Origin of the sequence: Acinetobacter sp. SwsAc2 (assembly GCF_013391465.1) — a bacterium.
Taxonomy (GTDB): Bacteria; Pseudomonadota; Gammaproteobacteria; order Pseudomonadales; family Moraxellaceae; genus Acinetobacter; species Acinetobacter johnsonii.
In genome coordinates, this window is the sequence record NZ_JACBEZ010000012.1 from 1 (window position 1) to 19284 (window position 19284).

19 protein-coding genes and 4 tRNA genes are annotated in these 19284 nt (G+C 43.4%); 2 read left to right on the plus strand and 21 right to left on the minus strand.

The genetic code is table 11. The annotated features are described in order from the left end of the window. The 19 genes from HYI04_RS07155 to HYI04_RS07245 form a co-directional block, all read right to left on the minus strand. On the minus strand, positions 1–126 hold a 126-nt coding region (locus tag HYI04_RS07155; protein ID WP_227518531.1), incomplete at its 3' end, for a GTP-binding protein. Between the two features lie 146 nt (positions 127–272). Then, positions 273–347 (minus strand) — tRNA-Thr (locus tag HYI04_RS07160). 17 nt (positions 348–364) lie between these two features. After that, positions 365–440: transfer RNA gene (locus tag HYI04_RS07165), tRNA-Gly, on the minus strand. Positions 441–481: 41 nt separating this feature from the next. After that, positions 482–565 (minus strand) — tRNA-Tyr (locus HYI04_RS07170). Positions 566–619: 54 nt separating this feature from the next. Further along, positions 620–695, minus strand: a tRNA-Thr gene (locus HYI04_RS07175). Positions 696–793: 98 nt separating this feature from the next. Beyond that, positions 794–2287: an anthranilate synthase component I gene (gene trpE / locus HYI04_RS07180; protein WP_062033221.1), complete on the minus strand. Its 1494-nt coding sequence runs from the start codon at positions 2285–2287 to the stop codon at positions 794–796. Positions 2288–2398: 111 nt separating this feature from the next. After that, positions 2399–3067, minus strand: coding sequence for an HAD-IA family hydrolase (locus HYI04_RS07185; RefSeq protein WP_160361881.1), 669 nt, complete (start codon positions 3065–3067; stop codon positions 2399–2401). 85 nt (positions 3068–3152) lie between these two features. Then, positions 3153–3896: an FHA domain-containing protein gene (locus HYI04_RS07190; protein WP_160361882.1), complete on the minus strand. Its 744-nt coding sequence runs from the start codon at positions 3894–3896 to the stop codon at positions 3153–3155. 87 nt (positions 3897–3983) lie between these two features. Continuing rightward, positions 3984–6341, minus strand: a complete 2358-nt coding sequence (gspD, locus tag HYI04_RS07195) for a type II secretion system secretin GspD (RefSeq protein ID WP_178896038.1) — start codon at positions 6339–6341, stop codon at positions 3984–3986. A gap of 39 nt (positions 6342–6380) precedes the next feature. Further along, on the minus strand, positions 6381–7205 hold the full coding sequence (locus HYI04_RS07200; protein WP_159153591.1) for a type II secretion system protein N: 825 nt from the start codon (positions 7203–7205) through the stop codon (positions 6381–6383). Beyond that, a complete protein-coding gene (gene gspN, locus HYI04_RS07205; RefSeq protein WP_171518793.1) occupies positions 7205–7915 on the minus strand; it encodes a type II secretion system protein N in 711 nt (236 codons plus the stop codon). The genes HYI04_RS07200 and gspN overlap by 1 nt, the downstream gene beginning before the upstream one ends. A 197-nt stretch (positions 7916–8112) precedes the next feature. Further along, entirely contained in the window at positions 8113–8436 is a 324-nt protein-coding gene (locus HYI04_RS07210; RefSeq protein WP_004692786.1) for an H-NS family nucleoid-associated regulatory protein, read from the minus strand. Positions 8437–8587: 151 nt separating this feature from the next. Continuing rightward, entirely contained in the window at positions 8588–9016 is a 429-nt protein-coding gene (locus HYI04_RS07215; RefSeq protein ID WP_159153593.1) for a thioesterase family protein, read from the minus strand. Positions 9017–9023: 7 nt separating this feature from the next. Further along, the gene (locus HYI04_RS07220) at positions 9024–10217 is read right to left on the minus strand and encodes a heme biosynthesis protein HemY (protein WP_159153594.1); all 1194 of its coding nucleotides are present in this window, start codon (positions 10215–10217) and stop codon (positions 9024–9026) included. 4 nt (positions 10218–10221) lie between these two features. Next, positions 10222–11064 carry a hypothetical protein gene (locus HYI04_RS07225; RefSeq protein ID WP_148826894.1) on the minus strand — a complete coding sequence of 281 codons (843 nt, stop codon included), beginning with the start codon at positions 11062–11064 and terminating at the stop codon, positions 10222–10224. Further along, entirely contained in the window at positions 11061–11840 is a 780-nt protein-coding gene (locus tag HYI04_RS07230) for a uroporphyrinogen-III synthase (protein ID WP_159153595.1), read from the minus strand. The genes HYI04_RS07225 and HYI04_RS07230 overlap by 4 nt, the downstream gene beginning before the upstream one ends. Before the next feature lie 12 nt (positions 11841–11852). Beyond that, positions 11853–12773, minus strand: a complete 921-nt coding sequence (gene hemC, locus HYI04_RS07235; RefSeq protein WP_062033245.1) for a hydroxymethylbilane synthase — start codon at positions 12771–12773, stop codon at positions 11853–11855. Between the two features lie 120 nt (positions 12774–12893). Beyond that, the gene (locus HYI04_RS07240) at positions 12894–13634 is read right to left on the minus strand and encodes a LytTR family DNA-binding domain-containing protein (RefSeq protein WP_114837602.1); all 741 of its coding nucleotides are present in this window, start codon (positions 13632–13634) and stop codon (positions 12894–12896) included. Positions 13635–13685: 51 nt separating this feature from the next. Further along, positions 13686–14840, minus strand: coding sequence for a sensor histidine kinase (locus HYI04_RS07245; RefSeq protein ID WP_171518781.1), 1155 nt, complete (start codon positions 14838–14840; stop codon positions 13686–13688). On the opposite strand from HYI04_RS07245, the gene argH reads away from it, so the two are divergent. Both argH and HYI04_RS07255 read left to right on the plus strand, forming a co-directional pair. Then, positions 14831–16264, plus strand: a complete 1434-nt coding sequence (gene argH, locus HYI04_RS07250) for an argininosuccinate lyase (RefSeq protein ID WP_004692796.1) — start codon at positions 14831–14833, stop codon at positions 16262–16264. The genes HYI04_RS07245 and argH overlap by 10 nt on opposite strands. Before the next feature lie 12 nt (positions 16265–16276). After that, positions 16277–16549 carry an oxidative damage protection protein gene (locus HYI04_RS07255; protein WP_131229861.1) on the plus strand — a complete coding sequence of 91 codons (273 nt, stop codon included), beginning with the start codon at positions 16277–16279 and terminating at the stop codon, positions 16547–16549. A 499-nt stretch (positions 16550–17048) separates the two neighbouring features. Here HYI04_RS07255 and phoU read toward each other — a convergent pair whose 3' ends face one another. Both phoU and HYI04_RS07265 read right to left on the minus strand, forming a co-directional pair. Further along, positions 17049–17765, minus strand: coding sequence for a phosphate signaling complex protein PhoU (gene phoU / locus HYI04_RS07260; protein ID WP_004692799.1), 717 nt, complete (start codon positions 17763–17765; stop codon positions 17049–17051). A gap of 89 nt (positions 17766–17854) precedes the next feature. Continuing rightward, on the minus strand, positions 17855–19183 hold the full coding sequence (locus HYI04_RS07265) for a TolC family outer membrane protein (RefSeq protein WP_159153597.1): 1329 nt from the start codon (positions 19181–19183) through the stop codon (positions 17855–17857). Positions 19184–19284 lie beyond the last annotated feature (101 nt).

The window sequence follows — 19284 nt, forward strand, 5'->3', positions numbered from 1 at the left end:
GCCACCGAATTTCTTCGCACATACAGTTGCAATTGCAGCTGTTAAAGTTGTTTTACCATGGTCAACGTGACCGATTGTGCCCACGTTAACGTGTGGCTTATTACGTTCAAACTTAGCCTTAGCCATGTTCATCTTCCTCGTTTACGTCGAACACAGGTATAAACAACTCAGTATCGACACATCGCCTAAAAAATCAAACACCAAATACTTGAAAAGCAGACTAATAAGCCTGCTTCTTTAAAAATTTGTAGAATTTCTACTAAACTGTAATCTGGAGCTCTTATCGAGATTTGAACTCGAGACCTCTCCCTTACCAAGGGAGTGCTCTACCACTGAGCTATAAGAGCAAATATAAAACTTCAAATGGAGCGGGAGACGAGGGTCGAACTCGCGACATGTAGCTTGGAAGGCTACCGCTCTACCAACTGAGCTACTCCCGCACGATGTTGGTACAAAGACCACTTTCTTGAAGTCTTAAAATTGGTGGTGAGGGAAGGATTCGAACCTTCGAAACTTTCGTAGCGGAGTTACAGTCCGCCCCCTTTGACCGCTCGGGAACCTCACCATTTTACACTTACTTCAGTGTCGCTCTTTACTTAACTCACTCAACCCCCTAAGATGGTGCCGGCACACGGATTCGAACTGTGGACCTACTGATTACAAGTCAGTTGCTCTACCAACTGAGCTATGCCGGCGTTTCTTAGTGTTTCGTACGTTTCGTATCGGAACGGTGTGCAGTTTAGCAAAACTCAAAATCCTTGCAAGTGTTTTTTTCAAAAAAAACGTCAAAAACTCACAAAATCAATCCGTTTGACGATAATTCAACCGCTTTGATCACTGCGCGAGCTTTTATTTGGGTTTCATTCCACTCAGATTCAGGATTTGAGTCATAAACAAGCCCCGCTCCTGCCTGAACATAGACCTTATTTTCACGAATAACGCAGGTACGAATCGCAATCGACATGTCCATTTCGCCATGCCAGCCTAAATAACCAACAGCACCACCAAAAATTCCACGTTTTACGGGCTCAACTTGATCAATAATTTCCATCGCACGGATTTTTGGCGCACCTGAAAGTGTGCCTGCAGGGAAAGTTGCTTTAAAAACATCCAATGCATCCACATCATCACGAACTTCACCTTGCACATTGGAAACAATATGCATGACATGCGAATAACGTTCGATCACCATTTGATCAGTCACTTGCACTTTGCCAATTTTCGAGACACGACCGACATCATTTCGACCCAAGTCAATCAGCATTAAATGTTCAGCAATCTCTTTTTCATCCGACAGCAAGTCTTGTTCAAGCGCTAAATCTTCTTCTTTGGTTTTACCACGTGGACGTGTTCCTGCCAGCGGACGTACGGTTGCAATCCCATTTTCAAGGCGAGATAAAATTTCAGGGGAAGAACCGACAATATGAAAAGGCTGATTATTTTCCAAAGTTTGCCCTTGTACCAAGAACAAATAAGGCGATGGGTTCAAATGACGTAGCGCACGATAGACTTGTAAAGGCTCACCATCAAAGTCAGAGACCATGCGATGCCCTGGTACCACCTGCATCACATCGCCCGCACGGATGTATTCTTTCACCGTTTCAATCGATTCTAAGAATTTTGCTTTGCCCGTGAGTGACTCAAAATGCGGTGCAGTATGCGGCGTGGCTTTTAGACTAATTGGCGTTGCGAGTAAATCTTCCAATGCATCCAGTTGCTGCTGGGCTTGGCTATACGCATCCGCGTCAACCACATCGGCATGCACGATCAGGAATAGCGTATCTTTTAAGTTATCAAACACAATCACTGTTTTAGACAGCATCATCCAAATATCAGGTAAACCCACTGGATCTGCTTCTGGCGCGTTGTTTAAACGCGGTTCAATATAACGTACCGCATCATAACCAAAGTAGCCCACCAAGCCCCCTGTAAAGCTTGGCAGAGCAGGTAAATCAGCTTGAGTAGGTACTTTATACCGCGACTGAAAATCCCGGATGAATTGAAACGGATCTGTACAAGGTTGTTTTTCTATGGTGCCGTCGGCTTGTTGAATGGTTAGCTCACCCGCGTTGCATGAGAACACGGTAGATTCACCTAAACCAATAATAGAATAGCGTGCCCAATTCTCCCCACCTTCCACAGATTCAAACAAATAGGCTTGCTTATGCTCTTTTAGGCGCGCAAAGACGGACAATGGTGTCTCAGTATCGGCTAAGCGCTGACGATAGACAGGAATCAGGTTATAACCCGCTGTTTTGAGTTGATCGAATTGAGTTTGCGTTGTCATGAGTGTTCTCTATTTTTTCAATATGGCGTGATCAGTTTTTAAAATTAGTGCTTGGAGTTTCGCCATCGAAAAGTCATATGTTTACTCATGTTCATTCCTTCGTTTGCAAAGTTACCCGATCAGTTCACACAGATTATCCACTACTTGCTGTGGCTGACAGTCTAAAATATTTTCACCATGATTATAGCCATAGCTGACCACAACACAATCAATACCCGCACGGCGTGCAGCCTCAACATCATTGGATGAGTCCCCAATCATTAAGACCTGATCTTTGCTTTGCGCATATTGCTCAACACAATGTAACAATTGGCGCGGATGCGGTTTGCGCTCTTCGAAACGATCGCCGCCGATGACATCCGCAAAATAATGGGCCATGCCTAAATGATCGACAATGGCGCGTGCAGGCAATTCAGGTTTATTGGTCACGCAAATCATGGTTTTCTTTTGTGCCAAGCCCCATTCTAAAAACTCCAGAATGCCATCAAAAGGCTGAGTTTCCACACATGGGTCGGCATTATAAATTTTTAAAAACGTCTCCAACAATTGTTGTTGCTGAGCAGGATCGACTTTACCCGTTAAATGTTGCAAGGTACTTTGACAAAATAGCGCCGTTCCCTTACCAACCCAGACCCGCACCTGCGCTTCAGTAACGGTAGGCAGTTGCAAAGCATTCAGGCTCATATTCATGGCACGATGCAAATCTGTTGCTGAATCCACCAAGGTTCCATCTAGATCGAAAAGTAAAACCTCTCGCTGTGCCACATTTGCAATATTCATTCACCCTCACCCATTTTTATCGTGTACTGCCCAAAAACAATCAAGGCATGCTTGTGCATGCCTTGATTGTAGTGTGATCTGCGTTTTATTTGAACATCAGCCAAGCAATAATCGCTAAAATAATCAAGACAATAATCGAGATTAACCCGAGCGAGGCATTTTTCTGAGTTTCCACCTCTTGCTCAACCTGTACTTTTGAAGCCTCGTTGTTCTCAACCTGAGGTACGCTAGGCGCATTCAAATCCACCCCTGCAGGAATAGGAGCGGGTTTCGGAATACCGACATTTTGCGGCATCCCGTCACGCGTTAAACTCACATTACCATCGCGTTCTTTTAGCTCAGGCATGCCCTGATCGCTCATATGCTGAGCTGCCGTTTTCGGCAGTTCTGGCTCAACAACAGGCGCATCAGCACTCACTTCCGCTTGAGCCGTTTCTGAAGCAGCTACTGCTTCAGATGGCTGGCTAATCGATGTTTCAACCACAGCCGCGCCCAAAGTTGCAGCCTCTACCGATTCCACCACATCTTCTAACGCTTTAGCAGGCTCAAAGACCGAAAACTTTAAGCTTGCAAACTGGACGATATCACCCTGCTTCAACAACGTTTCTGCCGCAATTTGCACATCATTTACATACGTGCCGTTTGAAGAACCCAAGTCTTGTAGCCACAAAGCCTGTTCTTTCAGTAAAAAGGCCGCATGTTTACGCGAAATTTCAGATTGTTGTAATAAAATATCCGCTGCTTGATGACGACCGACCAACATATCACGATCAATGCTTATTTCCTGACCAGTTAATTCGCCAGTAATTGCTTGTATTTTCCAAGTCATGACTTATCTCTCTATGTGCTGATTTATGATAACACAGAGAATATTCTTTACCATTTCACCTTCCCTCACAGATGAATAGTAGGACAGCTAGGCTGAACCTATCGAGACATTCTCAGTATATCGCTCAGGGATGGAATAGCTTGTCGATACCGCCTGTGCCGTGTGTGCCACGCGAGCACCTTGAACATTTTCCATTAGGTTCAAGCCAATATAAGGGTGACCCGTTGGGTATAACTGACGCGAGGTGGTATTTTTAGGAACATTAGCAATCGGCTGTTTACGAATCGCAGGTTCAATAGCCACAGGCGTTGTTTCAACCATCGGTTGCGTTGTGGTTGGACTGCTTGGCACCTGTTGATACGATTGTGGCAAGGTCGGTTTGGTTGATGTCACAGGCAAGCGCTGTTGGAAGACATCATCGACATTTTCAGGCAACTTGGCAAAGCTACCATCTTTATCCATGGCCAACTGCAAGCTATAAAGCTGACTGTAGCGCTGCTGAGAAAGGCGACGTGCAGACTCTCCATCCCCCACAATCGTCGGATGAATGAAAACCAGCAAATTGCGTTTCTGATCCGACTTACCATCTGAGCGGAATAAACGCCCCAACCCCGGTATTGCACCAAGACCTGGGATCGATTGGCGTGAATAAGACGTATTATCCGAAATCAAGCCACCTAAAACGATGGTATTGCCATGTTCCGCCAAGACCGAGGTTTTAATCGCACGCTTACTGGTGACCAAATCCTGCGCTTCACCTTTATTGGTTTTGACATCCGAGACTTCTTGTTCAATCTCTAAGCGGATGGTGCCACCTTCACCAATATGCGGCACCACCTTAAGCGTCACCCCTACATCTTTACGTTCAATGGTGGTGTAAGGGTTGGCTGTACCTGAAGAGGTCGTAGAAACTGAGCCTGTTACAAAGGGCACATTTTCACCCACGACGATATAGGCCTCTTCATTGTCCATGGTGACAATCGATGGTGTAGACAGCAAATTCGACTTGGTATTACTTTTTAATGCTTGGATCATCGCGCCATATAACTGACGCGAGCCATCACTGCCTTCTTTATAATCCCCAAGGATTAACGAACCACCCGCGCCAATTGCACTTGCAGCCCCCGCACCGCCACCCGTTAAATAGTTTGCAGCAATACTTTTGAGACTCGAACCAATATTGTCAAAATTGATAATCCCAACACCACTACTTAAATCACCCATCGCCCATTGCACGCCCAACTGGTCGGCATCATTGCCTTCCACCTCGAGAATAGTCGCCTCAATCAGGACTTGCTGGCGACGGGTATCCAACTGCTGAATAGCAGACTCGATTTCACGCATCAATTGAGGGTCAGCCTTGACCACCAACGCATTTTGCGAACTATCGGCAATAATACTGACCCCATTACTGTTAAAGCTGGTGATGTTGTTCTGATTGCGATTGGACTGGCTGTTTAAGTTAATACTTGGGGTGGAAATCTGTGAAGATGAACCTTCACTCACGCTATTATTTTGGTTATAGCTGGAATTACTATTGTTATTGCTGTCGTTAGACTCGCTAGAATTAACAGCCTGCCCTGAGACCAAACCTTGTAAAATTTCGGATAAGCTTTTAGCGCTGGCATATTTTAAGCGGAACACTTTCAATCCGCCTAGACGCTCCGCAGCAGGTACATCCAGCATCTCGATCATTTGGCGAATACGTTTACGCGTCGCGGTATCCCCTTTTAGAATAATCCGATTGGTACGGTTATCTGCAATGATTCGTATTCTGGAACCCTTTAAATCTTTGATCGAGCCTGTTCCGCTCATACTTTCCAACAACCCAATCATTTCCTCAGCCTGACTCGACTGCAACGACACCGCTTCGATGTCATTTTGTCCCGTCCCATCCAAGTTACGGATGATGGTCTCAAGCTGATAAATATTGCTGGCGCGATCTGACACAATCAGTGCATTGGTGCCATTCACTGCAGATAAATGCGCAAACTGCGGCATCAATGGACGCAGTGCAGGAATCAAGTCATTGGCATTGGTGTTTTCCAGCCAAATCACCCGCGTCACAACCTGATCGCCTGTGGCACGGTGACGAACATCATAGGGAATGCCTGAACTTTTAACATTACTGTCAGGCACAATTTTAATGGTCCGCCCAGAAGGAATCGCAACCACACCATTGACATTCAAGACCCCTAAGAACAAGTCGTAGACTTCTTGCTTATTCAACGCTTTGTTTGAAATCACCGTGACATTGCCGCGTACCCGTGGATCAACTGCAAAGTTTTTCCCCGTAATATCGGCAACTTCATTAATAAATGCAGTTAAGTCCGCATCGCGCAGATTAATTTTCCACGTTTGTGCATAGCTGGCTGTACTCACCATGGCAAGCAAAGGCGCTGCGATTGTCAGTGCCCAAGCAGGGCGGTGATTCAATAAAGCCATAAATCCAAGTCATTCCTAACTAATATTGGTGATGTTCGATCACTGAAAATTCTGTTGTACCGTAATGATACGATCACCACGTTTCACTTCTATTTTTACTTGTCCTTCACGGCGCGCACGTTCTAACAACTGCGCGTCGTTTTGCCCCTGTCCGATCGTTTGACCATTTAAAGACATAATCTGATCCCCTGCCTGTAAGCCTAAACGGCTTCGCAGTGCAGCTGGTGTTTGCTCAGTGACTTGATAACCTTGCCCTGTATTACTGGTATTTACACCCAAATCTTTTAAATATTGCTCACGATCTTGTTGTAAGTTCTGTACTGCTTGGCCTAATGCTTGCTGCTCTTGACTCACAGCAGGCGCTGCAACGGGTGCTGTTGCTGGGGGCACAATTTGCTGATCTAAATTATCAATCCCTTGAAAAAACAATTCTCGGGTTTGCCCACTGTTATTTTTGAGAATCACGCGATCCCAATACACCTCTGACAAATAATAAGCGCTGCCTTCGATGTTTTCCCCCACCCGATAGCGCTCTGCTACATTATTTGCCTTAATCACAGCAGATGAGAACTGACTGGGTTGTCCAACCACCACCCCTTGTAGCTGTAAATTGAGCTGATCATCTGCGGGATTCTTACTTTGCTCTGCAAATAACGCAAAATTGGTAATATTCGGAACTTGAGGTTGCTGCGAACCCAATTCAACGCGTGGCATTTGCATGACTTGTGGTGGCGCCACCCAAAGCCAAAATAAGCCAGCCAACTTCCAGCATAGTGCTAAGATCAAAAGCATTAAGCACAGTGGTGCTATACGTTCAAACTGTTTGAGATTTAGCTCTGGTAATTTTTGCAGATCAAAACCCATTAAAAGCCCCCACTAAGCAAAGGCTGACGTGAACTCACCACATAACTATCTAGGCCTGCTTTGCCTTGATATGACGGGACATTCAACATGAGACGCTGGGTTAATTGCACATCTAACATCAGACTTGGGTCGATGGTCAGGTTCATCAGTTTTTGTTGTCGTTGATCGCGTAAATCGACTATCAGCTTATTTTGCTCCTGCGACAAACGACCCGCCAACGATGGAATCTGCATTTGTTGTGGGCGCTGCGCAAAGATATACATGAGTTCGCCGCCTGCCCATTGTACCCCCCCATCCACTTGGTCAAATCCCTGCTCTTTTTTATAATTAAAATCAATTTCTTGTAACTGAACCGCATTACTCGGCCATTGCCAATTGGCCAACGACTTTAACGTTTCTGGTGCAATTTGTCCGTTTAAATCACGCACCATTATTTTTTTTCCAAACCCATAGGCCAAAACGCCTTCAAGCTTGGTATTGCCACTATAAATTTCGAGATTGGCACCTGCACGAAGGAGCAGTAAATCTAAAGGTCGGGTGGTCCAAAGCACCGTCCCGCGCAATTTTCCAGTTTGCCAATCAGCCTGTCCATGCCAAATATTACCGCTGACGTTATGTAAAACTTGGTTGTTTTTATAAAATTTTGCAATGAGCCATGCCGCAGGAATTTGCAGCAAAACAAAAATTAAAAACGCAACGACTGCAAACATCCACCACGTGATGTATTTAGGTTTTGTGATTCTCCCACCACGAACTTTCAATTATTCTTCCTTGCTTCATTTCTTGTCTTTCTTTGATAGACATTATGCATAATTTTACAACAACACCAAACTTTAACTATAAAAAAAACCAAGCAGATAATGCTTGGTTTTTTGAGCTTATGTCACATCTGTGACAAGGTGATGACTTAGATTAAAAAATCTTCAAGCTTCGCACCTTTTTCTAACTGAGCCACCAACCAACGTGGTTGCTTACCACGGCCAGTCCATGTCTCAGCAGCATTGCCTTTGTTACGGTAACGCGGTTCAACCGACTTACGTGTACCTTTTTTACGCTTAGTCGCGCCAAACTCTAAAATTTGTTCAATGCTTAAGCCTACATTTTCCGCAATCGCGTTAATTTGGGTATAGGCATCTTCAATTGCTTGATCTTTTTTAGATGCAATTAAAGCTTCCGCTTCGATTTGTAGACGCTTTAACTCTTCTACGGATAAATTACTAATATCTGGCATTACATTAACTCCATTAACCAACATTTTATTTACTGAGTCTATTTAATAATATTTTGATTAGACCAAAGACTCAACTCATCCATGACTTAAACAACAATACTTAGACAGTATTTATATAGTCTAGCGACTTTTAAAATAAATAAAAAGATATTTATATTTGATGACCGACCGTTAACTCAAATTCTTTGAGTTTTTGACGCACCAGTTCAGGAATTAATGTTTTCTGCATATTGGTTTTATCGACACAAACAATGACCGCTTCTGCTTCTGCAACTAATGCTTGTTGCTGTTCACTCCATAATAAATAGTGCATACGAAATGCACTATTTCTGAGTTCTTCAATACGTGCACTAATTTTTAATTGGTCTGGATAAAATACTGGTTTTAAATATTTGCACTGATTTGATGCAACAACAGTTAGTACATCCGCAGATAAAATACCCGTATGTTCAATATACGCCAAACGCGCACTTTCAACATAACGATAATACATGACATTATTAACATGACCAAAGGCATCCATATCTCCCCAAGCCACGTGTTGAGTATAAACCAATGGGTAATCTAAAACGCTCTGCATTATGCACCTATATTTTCATTTCTACAAAATTTGCATTATTTTCAAAAATTAAATTTAACTGTTTAATTAAATCTTCATCACCATTTAAGGTCGATTTGACTCTTAAATAGTTCATTAATACATTATCTGGATATAAACTTAATAACGCATCTGCCTGCTCTTGCATGCCTAAAGCAGTATAAATATGCCACTTGGCAAAACTCAAAACCGGCACACTCGTATACTTCGCTTCCCATGCTTCAATGTGTTGCTGCAAGTCCACATAATCGGGTTGCTGTTTCAAAAGTTGCTGCTGGAACCACAAATAAAATACTTCGGAATTAAACTGCTGATTGAGCAAATAAATCGACAAGTGTTCGTGCTGTTCACTCATGTCTGGCATACGTGCTAATAACTTAAGCCACAGCAGTTGAACATCATAACTGCGGCTGAAAATCTGATCAGACAAGTCTAAATAACGTTGTTTTAAATCCTCTAAATTTTCATAATTGGCTTGATCAAATTTTATCAACAAACGCTTCAGCCATGCTTTTTTCACATCTTGATCTAAATGACCATATTGAGTTGAGCGTAAATAAAGCCATGGAAACTGAATCGCAAAACGCCCCCATAGCTCTTTTAAACACGCTTCATAAGCGGTTTGCACATCTTTAAGCCAAGGTGAAAGTTCATGTTGATTGAGAAACTCTAGATGGGTTAAAGCCTGTTCTGCATCTTCTTGTGCTAAAAACAGTTCAATACGCTGCAGTTCCGCCAACTCAAAAGCCATGGCATTGCTTTGGCTCAAGGCGCTTAAGGCTTCAGGGAACTGCTCCTGCATCAAATATAAACGTGCATCGATAATACTTTTGAGCAAGCCCGACTGCGCGAAGGCATTTTGAATAAAGGCTTGTTGATCTCGGCCTGCATCCAACAACCAAATCACAGCCAGTTGTTCATAAGGATGCAAACTTTTAAAATCAAAAACAGTTTCCGCTTTGCGTTTTTCTCGACTGAGATACCGTTTTAGCCCCAACCAAACCAAATGCAAGCTAAAACTAAGCAGTGCTAGCGCAATAAATACGATCCAGAGATTGGTTTGTAACTGCCAGTCATGCCAAAACACGTAGACATAACCCGCACCATGCCCATAACTCAAGACACTCAACACAGCAATTGCAATTAAACTCACCAAACCATAAGCAATCAGTATTTGTTTCATTCCATTACCCCAACAACGCACGCGTACTTAAAATAGGCGTTGGGACAACCACCAATGTTTTCAGCTTATTCAGCTGTTTCAGCAGCTCTTTGGCTTTAGGGTCTGGAAGTTGCTGGATCAACAGCATTACTTCGGTTAAGTCTTTTTGGTATTCGGTATATTGCCCTGCAGCTAAGGCTTGGCGTGCCAACAATAAGCGTAACTGGGCTTCTTTAAGCACGATTTGTCGTTGCATTAGCGCTGTTGCAGGTGCTTGCGCAGGTTCGAGCCTCAACCATTGCTTCCAAAAGGATTCGGACGTATCGCGCGTGGTGTTTAACTGAGGTTGTTGTATTTCTCGACTTAAAGCCTGATCAATCTGTTGCAGCTGGCGGTTAATCAGCGCTTGCTGCTCATTGCGCTCAGCCACAAACTTATGAATGGTTTGCATATCTCGCGCTATGACCTGATGCAAACTTTGCTTCAACGCCACAGCCAAGTTATATTTTTCCAGCTGCATATCTAAAAAAGCCAACTTATCGGTGGCCACCACATACTGCTGTTGCTTTAAGGCAAACTCAACCAAGTCCAACTGTTGCTTAATAAACAAAATTGGATCAATACCCTCAATCACCAATTCGGCAGGTTGGCTACTCATCGTATTCACTGTTGCAGGGTTTTGTTTCAAAGTTTCTTTTTGACGCTGCATAGCCACGACTTGATCGTTCAAATTGGCGCTGCGCTGTTCGATTTGGTGCATTTCATTGAGCAAAGTAGCTTGTTGTGTACTCAGCCCCCACACGTCATAACTTAGCTTCGCAATCCACGCCAATGCAGCCATCAATACAATTATAAGAATCTTCTTCATGCGTTCCCTTGCTCACTTTGTAACAACTGTACAATCGTGGCTGTCTTTAAATCTTTCAGTACACTCATTTTAAACGGCACATGCATTTGCTGTTGATACTGCTTCAAGATCTGTGCCAAACGCTCACCCAACACCAAAAAGTGTCCTTGTTGCAGAAGCTGAATATTTGAGTCCAGCAGAACCAACCAATTCAGCCAACTGGCCTCACTGCTGATCAGTGCGACGTAGTGATTATGTTCTGATAAACATTGAATTAATTCAGCCTGTTGCTGCATCGTTTCATTTGGACAGCGACGCTCATACAAAACAAAGTTCAGTATAAGACGCCCGTGTTGCATTAAGGTGTCCATCATAAACTGACGCCCACCTTCTCCTCGCCAAAATGCAATACTCGCATCACTGGCCAAGTTCTGCAAAACAGGCAGTTGTAACATCCCTTCAGAGGTTTCTACCTCAGGCACCACACTGCCCAAACCATATTCGGCCAAAGCCTGTGCTGTTTTTTGTCCGACTGCAATCCATTGAATATGCTGTAAATCAGACACCGTTAAACCGCTTTGCAGCAAATGTGCCATACCAAACTGCACAGCACTAGGGCTGACCACCACAATCACTTGGGTCTGCGCTAACTGTCGATACAAGCGTGCCAGATCATGATCCCATGCTCTAGGCAACAACTCCAGTAACGGCAATGGATAGACCTCAACAGCCTGTTGCTCTAGTGCCATCGTGAGGCTTGCCGCGCGATCAACAGGGCGCGTATTAATAAACAGCATCGTTAAGACATATTAGTGATAAAAGGCTTTGAGTAAGTCACCTGCACCTTGAGCCAATAACTCTTGTGCAAGGACAACACCCAAATGCTCGGCTTCAGCGGCATCACCCGCCACTTGTGCTTTGAGGAGCGTTTGCCCATCGACACTCCCCACACGCCCTTCGAGCTGAATACGGTTGTCTGCTAAAGTGGCATAGCCTGCAATGGGTACCTGACATCCACCTTCAAGATAAGCATTGAAAGCACGTTCAGCGCGAACACAGGTATCGGTTTCTACATGTAATAAAGGATGAATCAAATCCAATACCGCTTGATCATTTGCACGGCACTCTAGCCCTAAAGCGCCCTGACCCACGGCAGGTAAACTCAACTCAGGTCGAATGGTATGACGAATACGTTCTGCCAACCCCAAGCGTTTTAATCCCGCACTGGCCAAAATAATGGCATCGTACTGACCCGCATCTAATTTAGATAAACGCGTTCCTACGTTGCCACGTAAATCGATAATCTCTAAGTCAGGTCGTAGTTTTAAAATTTGGCATTTACGGCGTAAACTCGAAGTGCCGACCTTCGCCCCTTGTGGCAATGCATCAAAATTCGCATAACTATTCGACACAAAAGCATCTAAAGGATCTTCACGCTCACAAATCACGGCCAGTGATAACCCCTCTGGCAGAGCCATCGGAACATCTTTCATTGAATGCACTGCCAAATCGGCACGACCATCCAACAAAGCCGCTTCAAGCTCTTTGACAAATAAACCTTTGCCACCAATTTTTGCCAATGGTGTATCTAAAATTTTGTCCCCTTGGGTAACAAAAGTCACCAACTCTACTGTGAGCCCCGCATGCAATGCTTCTAAACGAGCACGGATATGTTCAGCTTGCCAAAGAGCAAGCGGGCTTTGTCGAGTAGCGATCTTTAGGGTTTTCATAAATTTTAGTATGTGCCAATAAGAATGAAACTATCTTAAACTGAATTTCCCCCATTGGAAATGTATTCAGCCCAAAGCGTCCCATCTCATCATCAGCAGCAGAATAATTACATTAGCCTGCTAAAGCCTATGTAAGCGCTCACGCAAGCCCGGCAAATGTCGTCGACTCACCGCTAGACGCTCATCTAACTCACGGCAACGCACTTGATACTGCCCAGAGTTGACCACTTCAAGTCCTTCTAAAAAATGAACAGAAACCAAAGCATTACGGTGGATACGAATAAAGGCATCCCCAAACTCATGCTCTAAGTCTTTTAAGGTTTCATCAATTAAGACACTGCCATTTTTATGGCGTACCGTGACATATTTTTGATCCGCCAAAAAATAATAAATATTTTCAATGGGCACCAATTCCACACCACGATAGGTTTTCGCTGCGATTTGATGTCGCTTTACGTTAAATTCATCCATATTTTCTTTTTGTTTTATCTCGCTCATTTGAGCTTGGGTTAATTTAGTGAGGTGACCAAGCACCTGTTGCAATTCCTGTTGCATCACTGGTTTTAATAAATAACCTTCAGCATGTGACTTAAATGCATCGAGCGCATGTTCATCATAAGCCGTACAAAACACCAAAGCAGGCATCGGCTCAAGCTGACGCAAATAATGCGCACAAGTCAAACCATCCATTTCTGGCATTTGAATATCTAAAAGTACCACATCTGGTTCATATTGTTGAGTTAATTCAATTGCTTGTTGACCATGTGAGGCTGTTGCCACCACTTGATGTCCGAGCTGACTCACCAATCTAGACAAACGTTCGATTGCTAAAGGCTCATCATCACAAATTAGGATGTCCATTTATCTCCTCCCCAACAGTCACCTTGTTTATTTTTATAGGTTCACTGCGGCTTATTTATATTGATACTGCACAACAGTGGTATACATTCCCTCCCCTGCATAGGTTTGAAAACTCACAGTTCGCCCAAAATATGCTTCTAGACGCTGCTTCACATTTTCAATAGCAATACCATGTCCTTGTCGTTTATGAATTGTTTCCTTTGTAAATGGGTTGGTTATGACGATATTAACTTGATTTTGCAATATTTCAATCAGTACACTTATCGTACTCTTAGTTAAAAATTTTTCAACACCATGAAAAATACTATTTTCAAGTAAAGGTTGTAAAGTTAAGAGTGGAATTTGTACCTGCTTACACAATTCGGCATGCTCGATTTTCCATTCAACCTGTAAACGATCTCCCAAGCGAATTTGCTCAATCGCCAAATAACGCTGACACAACTCAATTTCATCACTGAGCTTGACCAGTTTGAGTTCTTGGAAACTGGCTCTAAACAGACGCGATAGATTGAGCAACATCTGTTCGGCTTTATCTGGATCAATCGCGATCAAGCTAATCACATTATTTAAACTATTAAACAAAAAATGCGGGTGGATACGGGCTTGCATGGCTTGCACCCGTGCATTCAGCTCACTATTTTGCTGCCTAAACCACTGTTCTCTTAGGTACAAATAACGAAAACAAAAGCTGCCTAACAACAAGCCATAACCCAAATGCAAAGCCACATCATTCCATAAGATGGCTGAAGTCAAACCTTTGAAACTAAAATTAGCTCCAAAGAAGATCAGTATATTAAGGCTGAGCGTGGTCACCAACACAATGATCTGCAATAGAAAAAAGCCTGACAATAAAGTCATACCCAGACCCAAATTCTGCAACTTTTTTTGTCCATATTGCATCAGCGCAGCAAAAGACAGTAAAACCCAATTAATGTAAAGCATATAGCCCAGCACATGCTCAAACACCAAGTTTGACCAAGACTGTGCCTCGGCCAAAGCCAACAGCATGGCCAACAAATTTCCACCAACAAATAATTCCAACAAATGCGGCCATTGCACGATTTTGCTAAATAAATAAGAGATATTTGGCTTAGCCATACTGGAAGTTAAACTTTGCGCATCTTGAACTTCGGCAAGTTGTCTTGAATTTGTTATACTCATGCGAGTTCTACCGCTTTTTATCTTATTGAGCCGACATGACCACATCTTCTAATTCCTCAAATCCGTCACAAGCCCAAACTTCGGGTATGTGGGGCGGTCGTTTCTCTGAAGCTACTGATGCCTTTGTTGCTGAATTTACAGCATCTGTACAATTTGACCAACGCTTTTATAAACAAGATATTGCAGGTTCTATTGCTCATGCGACCATGCTTGCAAAAGTTGGCGTTCTGACTGAACAAGAACGCGATGACATCATCAATGGCTTAAACACCATTCAAGCTGAAATCGAAGCGGGTCAGTTCGAATGGCGTATTGACCTAGAAGATGTGCACATGAACATTGAGTCGCGTTTGACTCAACGGATTGGCATCACAGGTAAAAAGCTCCACACAGGTCGTAGCCGTAATGACCAAGTGGCAACCGATATTCGCCTCTATGTCCGCGATGAAATCGATGCCATTTTAGAATTACTAAAAAAATTACAAAAAGGTATTTTGAGTATTGCTGCTCAAAACACGCATACCATTATGCCAGGCTTCACCCACTTACAAACAGCACAGCCTGTGACTTTTGGTCACCACCTACTAGCATGGTTTGAAATGTTAGTGCGTGACTCTGAGCGTCTCATTGACTGCCGTAAACGTACTAACCGTATGCCTCTAGGTTCAGCAGCACTTGCGGGTACCACTTACCCAATCGACCGCGCATTTACAGCAGAGTTACTGGGTTTTGAAGCCGTTTCTGAAAACTCGCTCGATGCAGTATCTGACCGTGACTTCGGTATTGAATTCAATGCTGCGGCTTCTTTGATCATGATGCACTTATCACGCATGTCAGAAGAACTCATTCTATGGACGTCTGCGCAGTTTAAGTTCGTAAACATTCCGGACCGTTTCTGTACTGGCTCTTCAATCATGCCACAAAAGAAAAATCCAGATGTTCCAGAGTTAGTGCGCGGTAAAACAGGTCGTGTCTATGGCGACTTGATGAGCTTGTTAACACTGATGAAAGGTCAACCGTTGGCGTATAACAAAGACAACCAAGAAGACAAAGAACCTTTGTTTGATGCGATTGATACCGTGCGTGGCTCGCTCATGGCTTTTGCAGACATGATTCCTGCTTTGGTTCCAAACATCGACATCATGCGTGAAGCAGCGCTGCGTGGTTTCTCAACGGCAACTGACTTGGCTGATTACCTTGTAAAAAATGGCGTAGCTTTCCGTGATGCACATGAAATTGTGGGTAAAGCCGTTGCTTTAGGTGTTCAAGAGTCAAAAGATCTTTCTGAATTGACTCTTGAACAACTTCAACAGTTCTCTGACTTAATTCAAGCGGATGTATTTGAAAAAGCACTAACCCTTGAAGCGTCAGTCAATGCACGTAACCACATTGGTGGAACTGCACCTGCGCAAGTAGAAGCTGCCATTGAACGTGCCCATGCGCGTTTAGAAAAACTTTATGCTCAATAAGGACGTCTAGATATGACTCGACAAGTTTTTTGCCGTAAATATCAAATAGAAATGGAAGGTTTAGACTTTGCACCGTTTCCTGGTGCAAAAGGCCAAGAACTTTTTGAAAGCATCTCCAAGCAAGCTTGGGGAGAATGGTTAAAGCACCAAACCACTTTAATCAATGAAAAACGCCTAAATGTGTTTGAACCTGATGCGAAAAAGTTTCTTGAAGAACAACGCGAGAAGTTCTTTAATAATGATGAAAGCTTAGAAAAAGCAGAAGGCTTAAAGCCTGAGGCGTGATAAAGCGGAGCACTGCTCCGCCACGCTGCAAGATGAAAAGCTATGCTTGGCGTGACCAATAGAGTATTGCTCTGAAAATTATCTAAAGTAAGCAAAGCACACAGTTTCACATTTGAAAAGCCCCAACATCGGGGCTTTTCTTTTTATTCATACAATGTTCTATCTAAGCACAGGTCTAACTAAACCCAAGATAGATGACATATTGATGACTCAATCAGAATATAGAACAGCTATTTGTATCTAAATAATTAAGTGTAAACATAGCGCTACATAACCATTGCAAAACTCAACATTACACTACAAGAACCTACATGACGCAGAAAAACATCTTTCCTATAATGGCATTCAAGGATAGAGGGAAACCTCTTATCTATAACGATAAATATCCCCGATTTTAGTCTCAGATTTCCCCCAAAGTCTGAGATTTTTTTTATCCGAAAATTAAGCAACCATTAAAAAGCACAACCGAAGTTGTGCTTGAAAAATAAGATACGCTTTTTTATTTTTGGATATGTTTTTCAACTTCTTCAAAACTGGTATGACGTACATCCAAACCTTTCACCATGTAAATCACTTGCTCAGAAATGTTACGCGCATGATCGCCAATACGCTCCAATGAACGTAATACCCACATCACATTAATCACACGGGCAATATGACGCGGGTCTTCAATCATATAAGTCATCAAAGTACGCGTTGCAGACTGATATTCACGGTCAATGTCAGCATCGGCCATCATCACACGTAGCGCTTGTTCTGCATCTAAGCGTGCAAAAGCGTCTAGGGCATCATGAATCATGACACGGACTTGGTTACCAATATGACGCGTTTCCATATAACCGCGAGGGGATTCACCGTCTTCACATAAGCTTTGCGCAATACGAGCAATTTTCGCCGCTTCATCACCAATACGCTCTAGGTCGGTATTGGCTTTCGACATCGCAATTACCATACGCAAATCAATCGCAGCAGGATGACGACGCGCCAAAATCAAGGTCAAGGCTTCATCAATTTCACGTTCGAGCTGATTCACCGCATTGTCTTTAAACTGAACATCGACCGCTAAGTTGGCATCGGTGTCGAGTAGCGCATGAATTGCATTTGCCACTTGTTGTTCTACCAAACCACCCATGGTCATAAATTTGGTGTTCACATCCTGCAAATCTTCATTGAACTGCGAAGAAATGTGATGGTTTAAAACAGGACTATTTGGCAAAGGACGTACTCCACAGCAACATCATGAGGGACTAAAGATTGAGCGATATTAAAGCATAGCAATTGTGAAGATTTGATGACAAGACCCTTTTATAAGCGTGCTTTGTCCACCAACCATGCATTCATTTCTTGAATATCTTGTTCAGTCAACTTACCCACAGATGCCTTTAAATGCAAGACATTGATCAGATAGTCATACTTAGCATTGACATAATCCTGCTTGGCCGAAAAGGCATTGCGTTGTGCCAGTAAAACATCAACCATGGTTTTTAAGCCTTCTTGATACTGCGCTTGTGAGGCACGAGAGACGAGGCTGGATGATTCCATGGCAGCTTTACGTGCTTGCAACTTGGCTTGGTCTGTTTCCACTTGTAAATAGGACTTTTTCACCTCTGTATTGGCTTTACGGATAACGGCATCCAATTCGGCTTCAGATTTTTTGACGTTGACGGCAGCTTTTTGAATCGACTTCTTGGTTCGTCCCCCCGTATAGACATTCCAATTCATCTCAATACCAATCTGATCAAAGTTGCCTTTGGCCGACATAATATTCTCAGGCGTCTGCTCACTATAACCATAGCTTCCCACAGCTTCAATTTGAGGATACAACGCAGCTTGTTCAACCCGTTTTTGATCTTCAGCATAGCGCTGTTGCAAGCGTGCCTGCTGAATGCCTAGGTTCTGTGCGAGAGCTAAATTAGTCCATGCTGAAAGTTCTGCAGGATAAGGCTTTTGAAACTGAAAGTCTTCACGCAACACTGCCAAGTTTTCTTGATAAGGCCCAATAATTTGCGCCAGTTGTTCCTGCGCCAAGACCAGTTGTACATGCGTCGCAATGCGGTTAGCCTGTGCGCTTTGGTACTGTGCATTAGCTTCACTCACATCACTTTTTGCCACCAAACCCTCTCTGAGTTTGGCATTCATCATATTCAGTTGTTCAAGTAAGGCTTGTTCTTCTTGTAAATTGGCTGCGGTTAAACTTTGTTGGCGCAGTACATTAAAATAGGCTTCCGTCACGTCTAAAATGTGTTGCTGTCGCTGTAGCTGTAAATTGACTTCACTTAAACTGAGGGAGGTCTTGACTTGTTTTAATCCTTCCCACGCATCCCAACGAAAAAGGGGTTGGCGCGCCGTAATCGCCACTTGTTTGGTGGTGGTCGCATCGGGCATGGAAAGAACCGAACTCACTTGCCCAATGGGTTGATTTTTTCGAGTCACATTGCCAGACAGACTAATGGTAGGTAGTAAGTTGCCTTGAGCAATGCCTAAATTGAGTTGATCTGCTTCATATTGGAGTAAATTGGCTTGCCAGTTGGGATCATTGACTTTGGCGCGTTGTAAAGCGTCGACCAAATCCAAGGCATGACTCCACGGCGCGAAAAACAAAACACAGCTGGCTAGGACACATTTAATCTTCATTTTTTTTGGTCCACCTTTTCACCTCACTGGCCTCGTTCTGAGCAACGATATACTAAAACGAGTTGTCATTATTTTCGTATATTTTTTATTGCACTGGTTAC

Coding starts and splice junctions, on each gene's coding strand:
- HYI04_RS07185 (WP_160361881.1), bottom strand. CDS start 3,067: ATGAATATTGCAAATGTGGCACAGCGAGAGGTTTTACTTTTCGATCTA.
- HYI04_RS07265 (WP_159153597.1), bottom strand. CDS start 19,183: ATGAAGATTAAATGTGTCCTAGCCAGCTGTGTTTTGTTTTTCGCGCCG.
- HYI04_RS07190 (WP_160361882.1), bottom strand. CDS start 3,896: ATGACTTGGAAAATACAAGCAATTACTGGCGAATTAACTGGTCAGGAA.
- hemC (WP_062033245.1), bottom strand. CDS start 12,773: ATGAAAACCCTAAAGATCGCTACTCGACAAAGCCCGCTTGCTCTTTGG.
- HYI04_RS07215 (WP_159153593.1), bottom strand. CDS start 9,016: ATGCAGAGCGTTTTAGATTACCCATTGGTTTATACTCAACACGTGGCT.
- HYI04_RS07240 (WP_114837602.1), bottom strand. CDS start 13,634: ATGGACATCCTAATTTGTGATGATGAGCCTTTAGCAATCGAACGTTTG.
- HYI04_RS07225 (WP_148826894.1), bottom strand. CDS start 11,064: ATGAAGAAGATTCTTATAATTGTATTGATGGCTGCATTGGCGTGGATT.
- HYI04_RS07245 (WP_171518781.1), bottom strand. CDS start 14,840: ATGTGGTCATGTCGGCTCAATAAGATAAAAAGCGGTAGAACTCGCATG.
- trpE (WP_062033221.1), bottom strand. CDS start 2,287: ATGACAACGCAAACTCAATTCGATCAACTCAAAACAGCGGGTTATAAC.
- HYI04_RS07230 (WP_159153595.1), bottom strand. CDS start 11,840: ATGCTGTTTATTAATACGCGCCCTGTTGATCGCGCGGCAAGCCTCACG.
- argH (WP_004692796.1), top strand. CDS start 14,831: ATGACCACATCTTCTAATTCCTCAAATCCGTCACAAGCCCAAACTTCG.
- HYI04_RS07220 (WP_159153594.1), bottom strand. CDS start 10,217: ATGAAACAAATACTGATTGCTTATGGTTTGGTGAGTTTAATTGCAATT.
- HYI04_RS07255 (WP_131229861.1), top strand. CDS start 16,277: ATGACTCGACAAGTTTTTTGCCGTAAATATCAAATAGAAATGGAAGGT.
- gspN (WP_171518793.1), bottom strand. CDS start 7,915: ATGTTTGCAGTCGTTGCGTTTTTAATTTTTGTTTTGCTGCAAATTCCT.
- HYI04_RS07200 (WP_159153591.1), bottom strand. CDS start 7,205: ATGGGTTTTGATCTGCAAAAATTACCAGAGCTAAATCTCAAACAGTTT.
- HYI04_RS07210 (WP_004692786.1), bottom strand. CDS start 8,436: ATGCCAGATATTAGTAATTTATCCGTAGAAGAGTTAAAGCGTCTACAA.
- gspD (WP_178896038.1), bottom strand. CDS start 6,341: ATGGCTTTATTGAATCACCGCCCTGCTTGGGCACTGACAATCGCAGCG.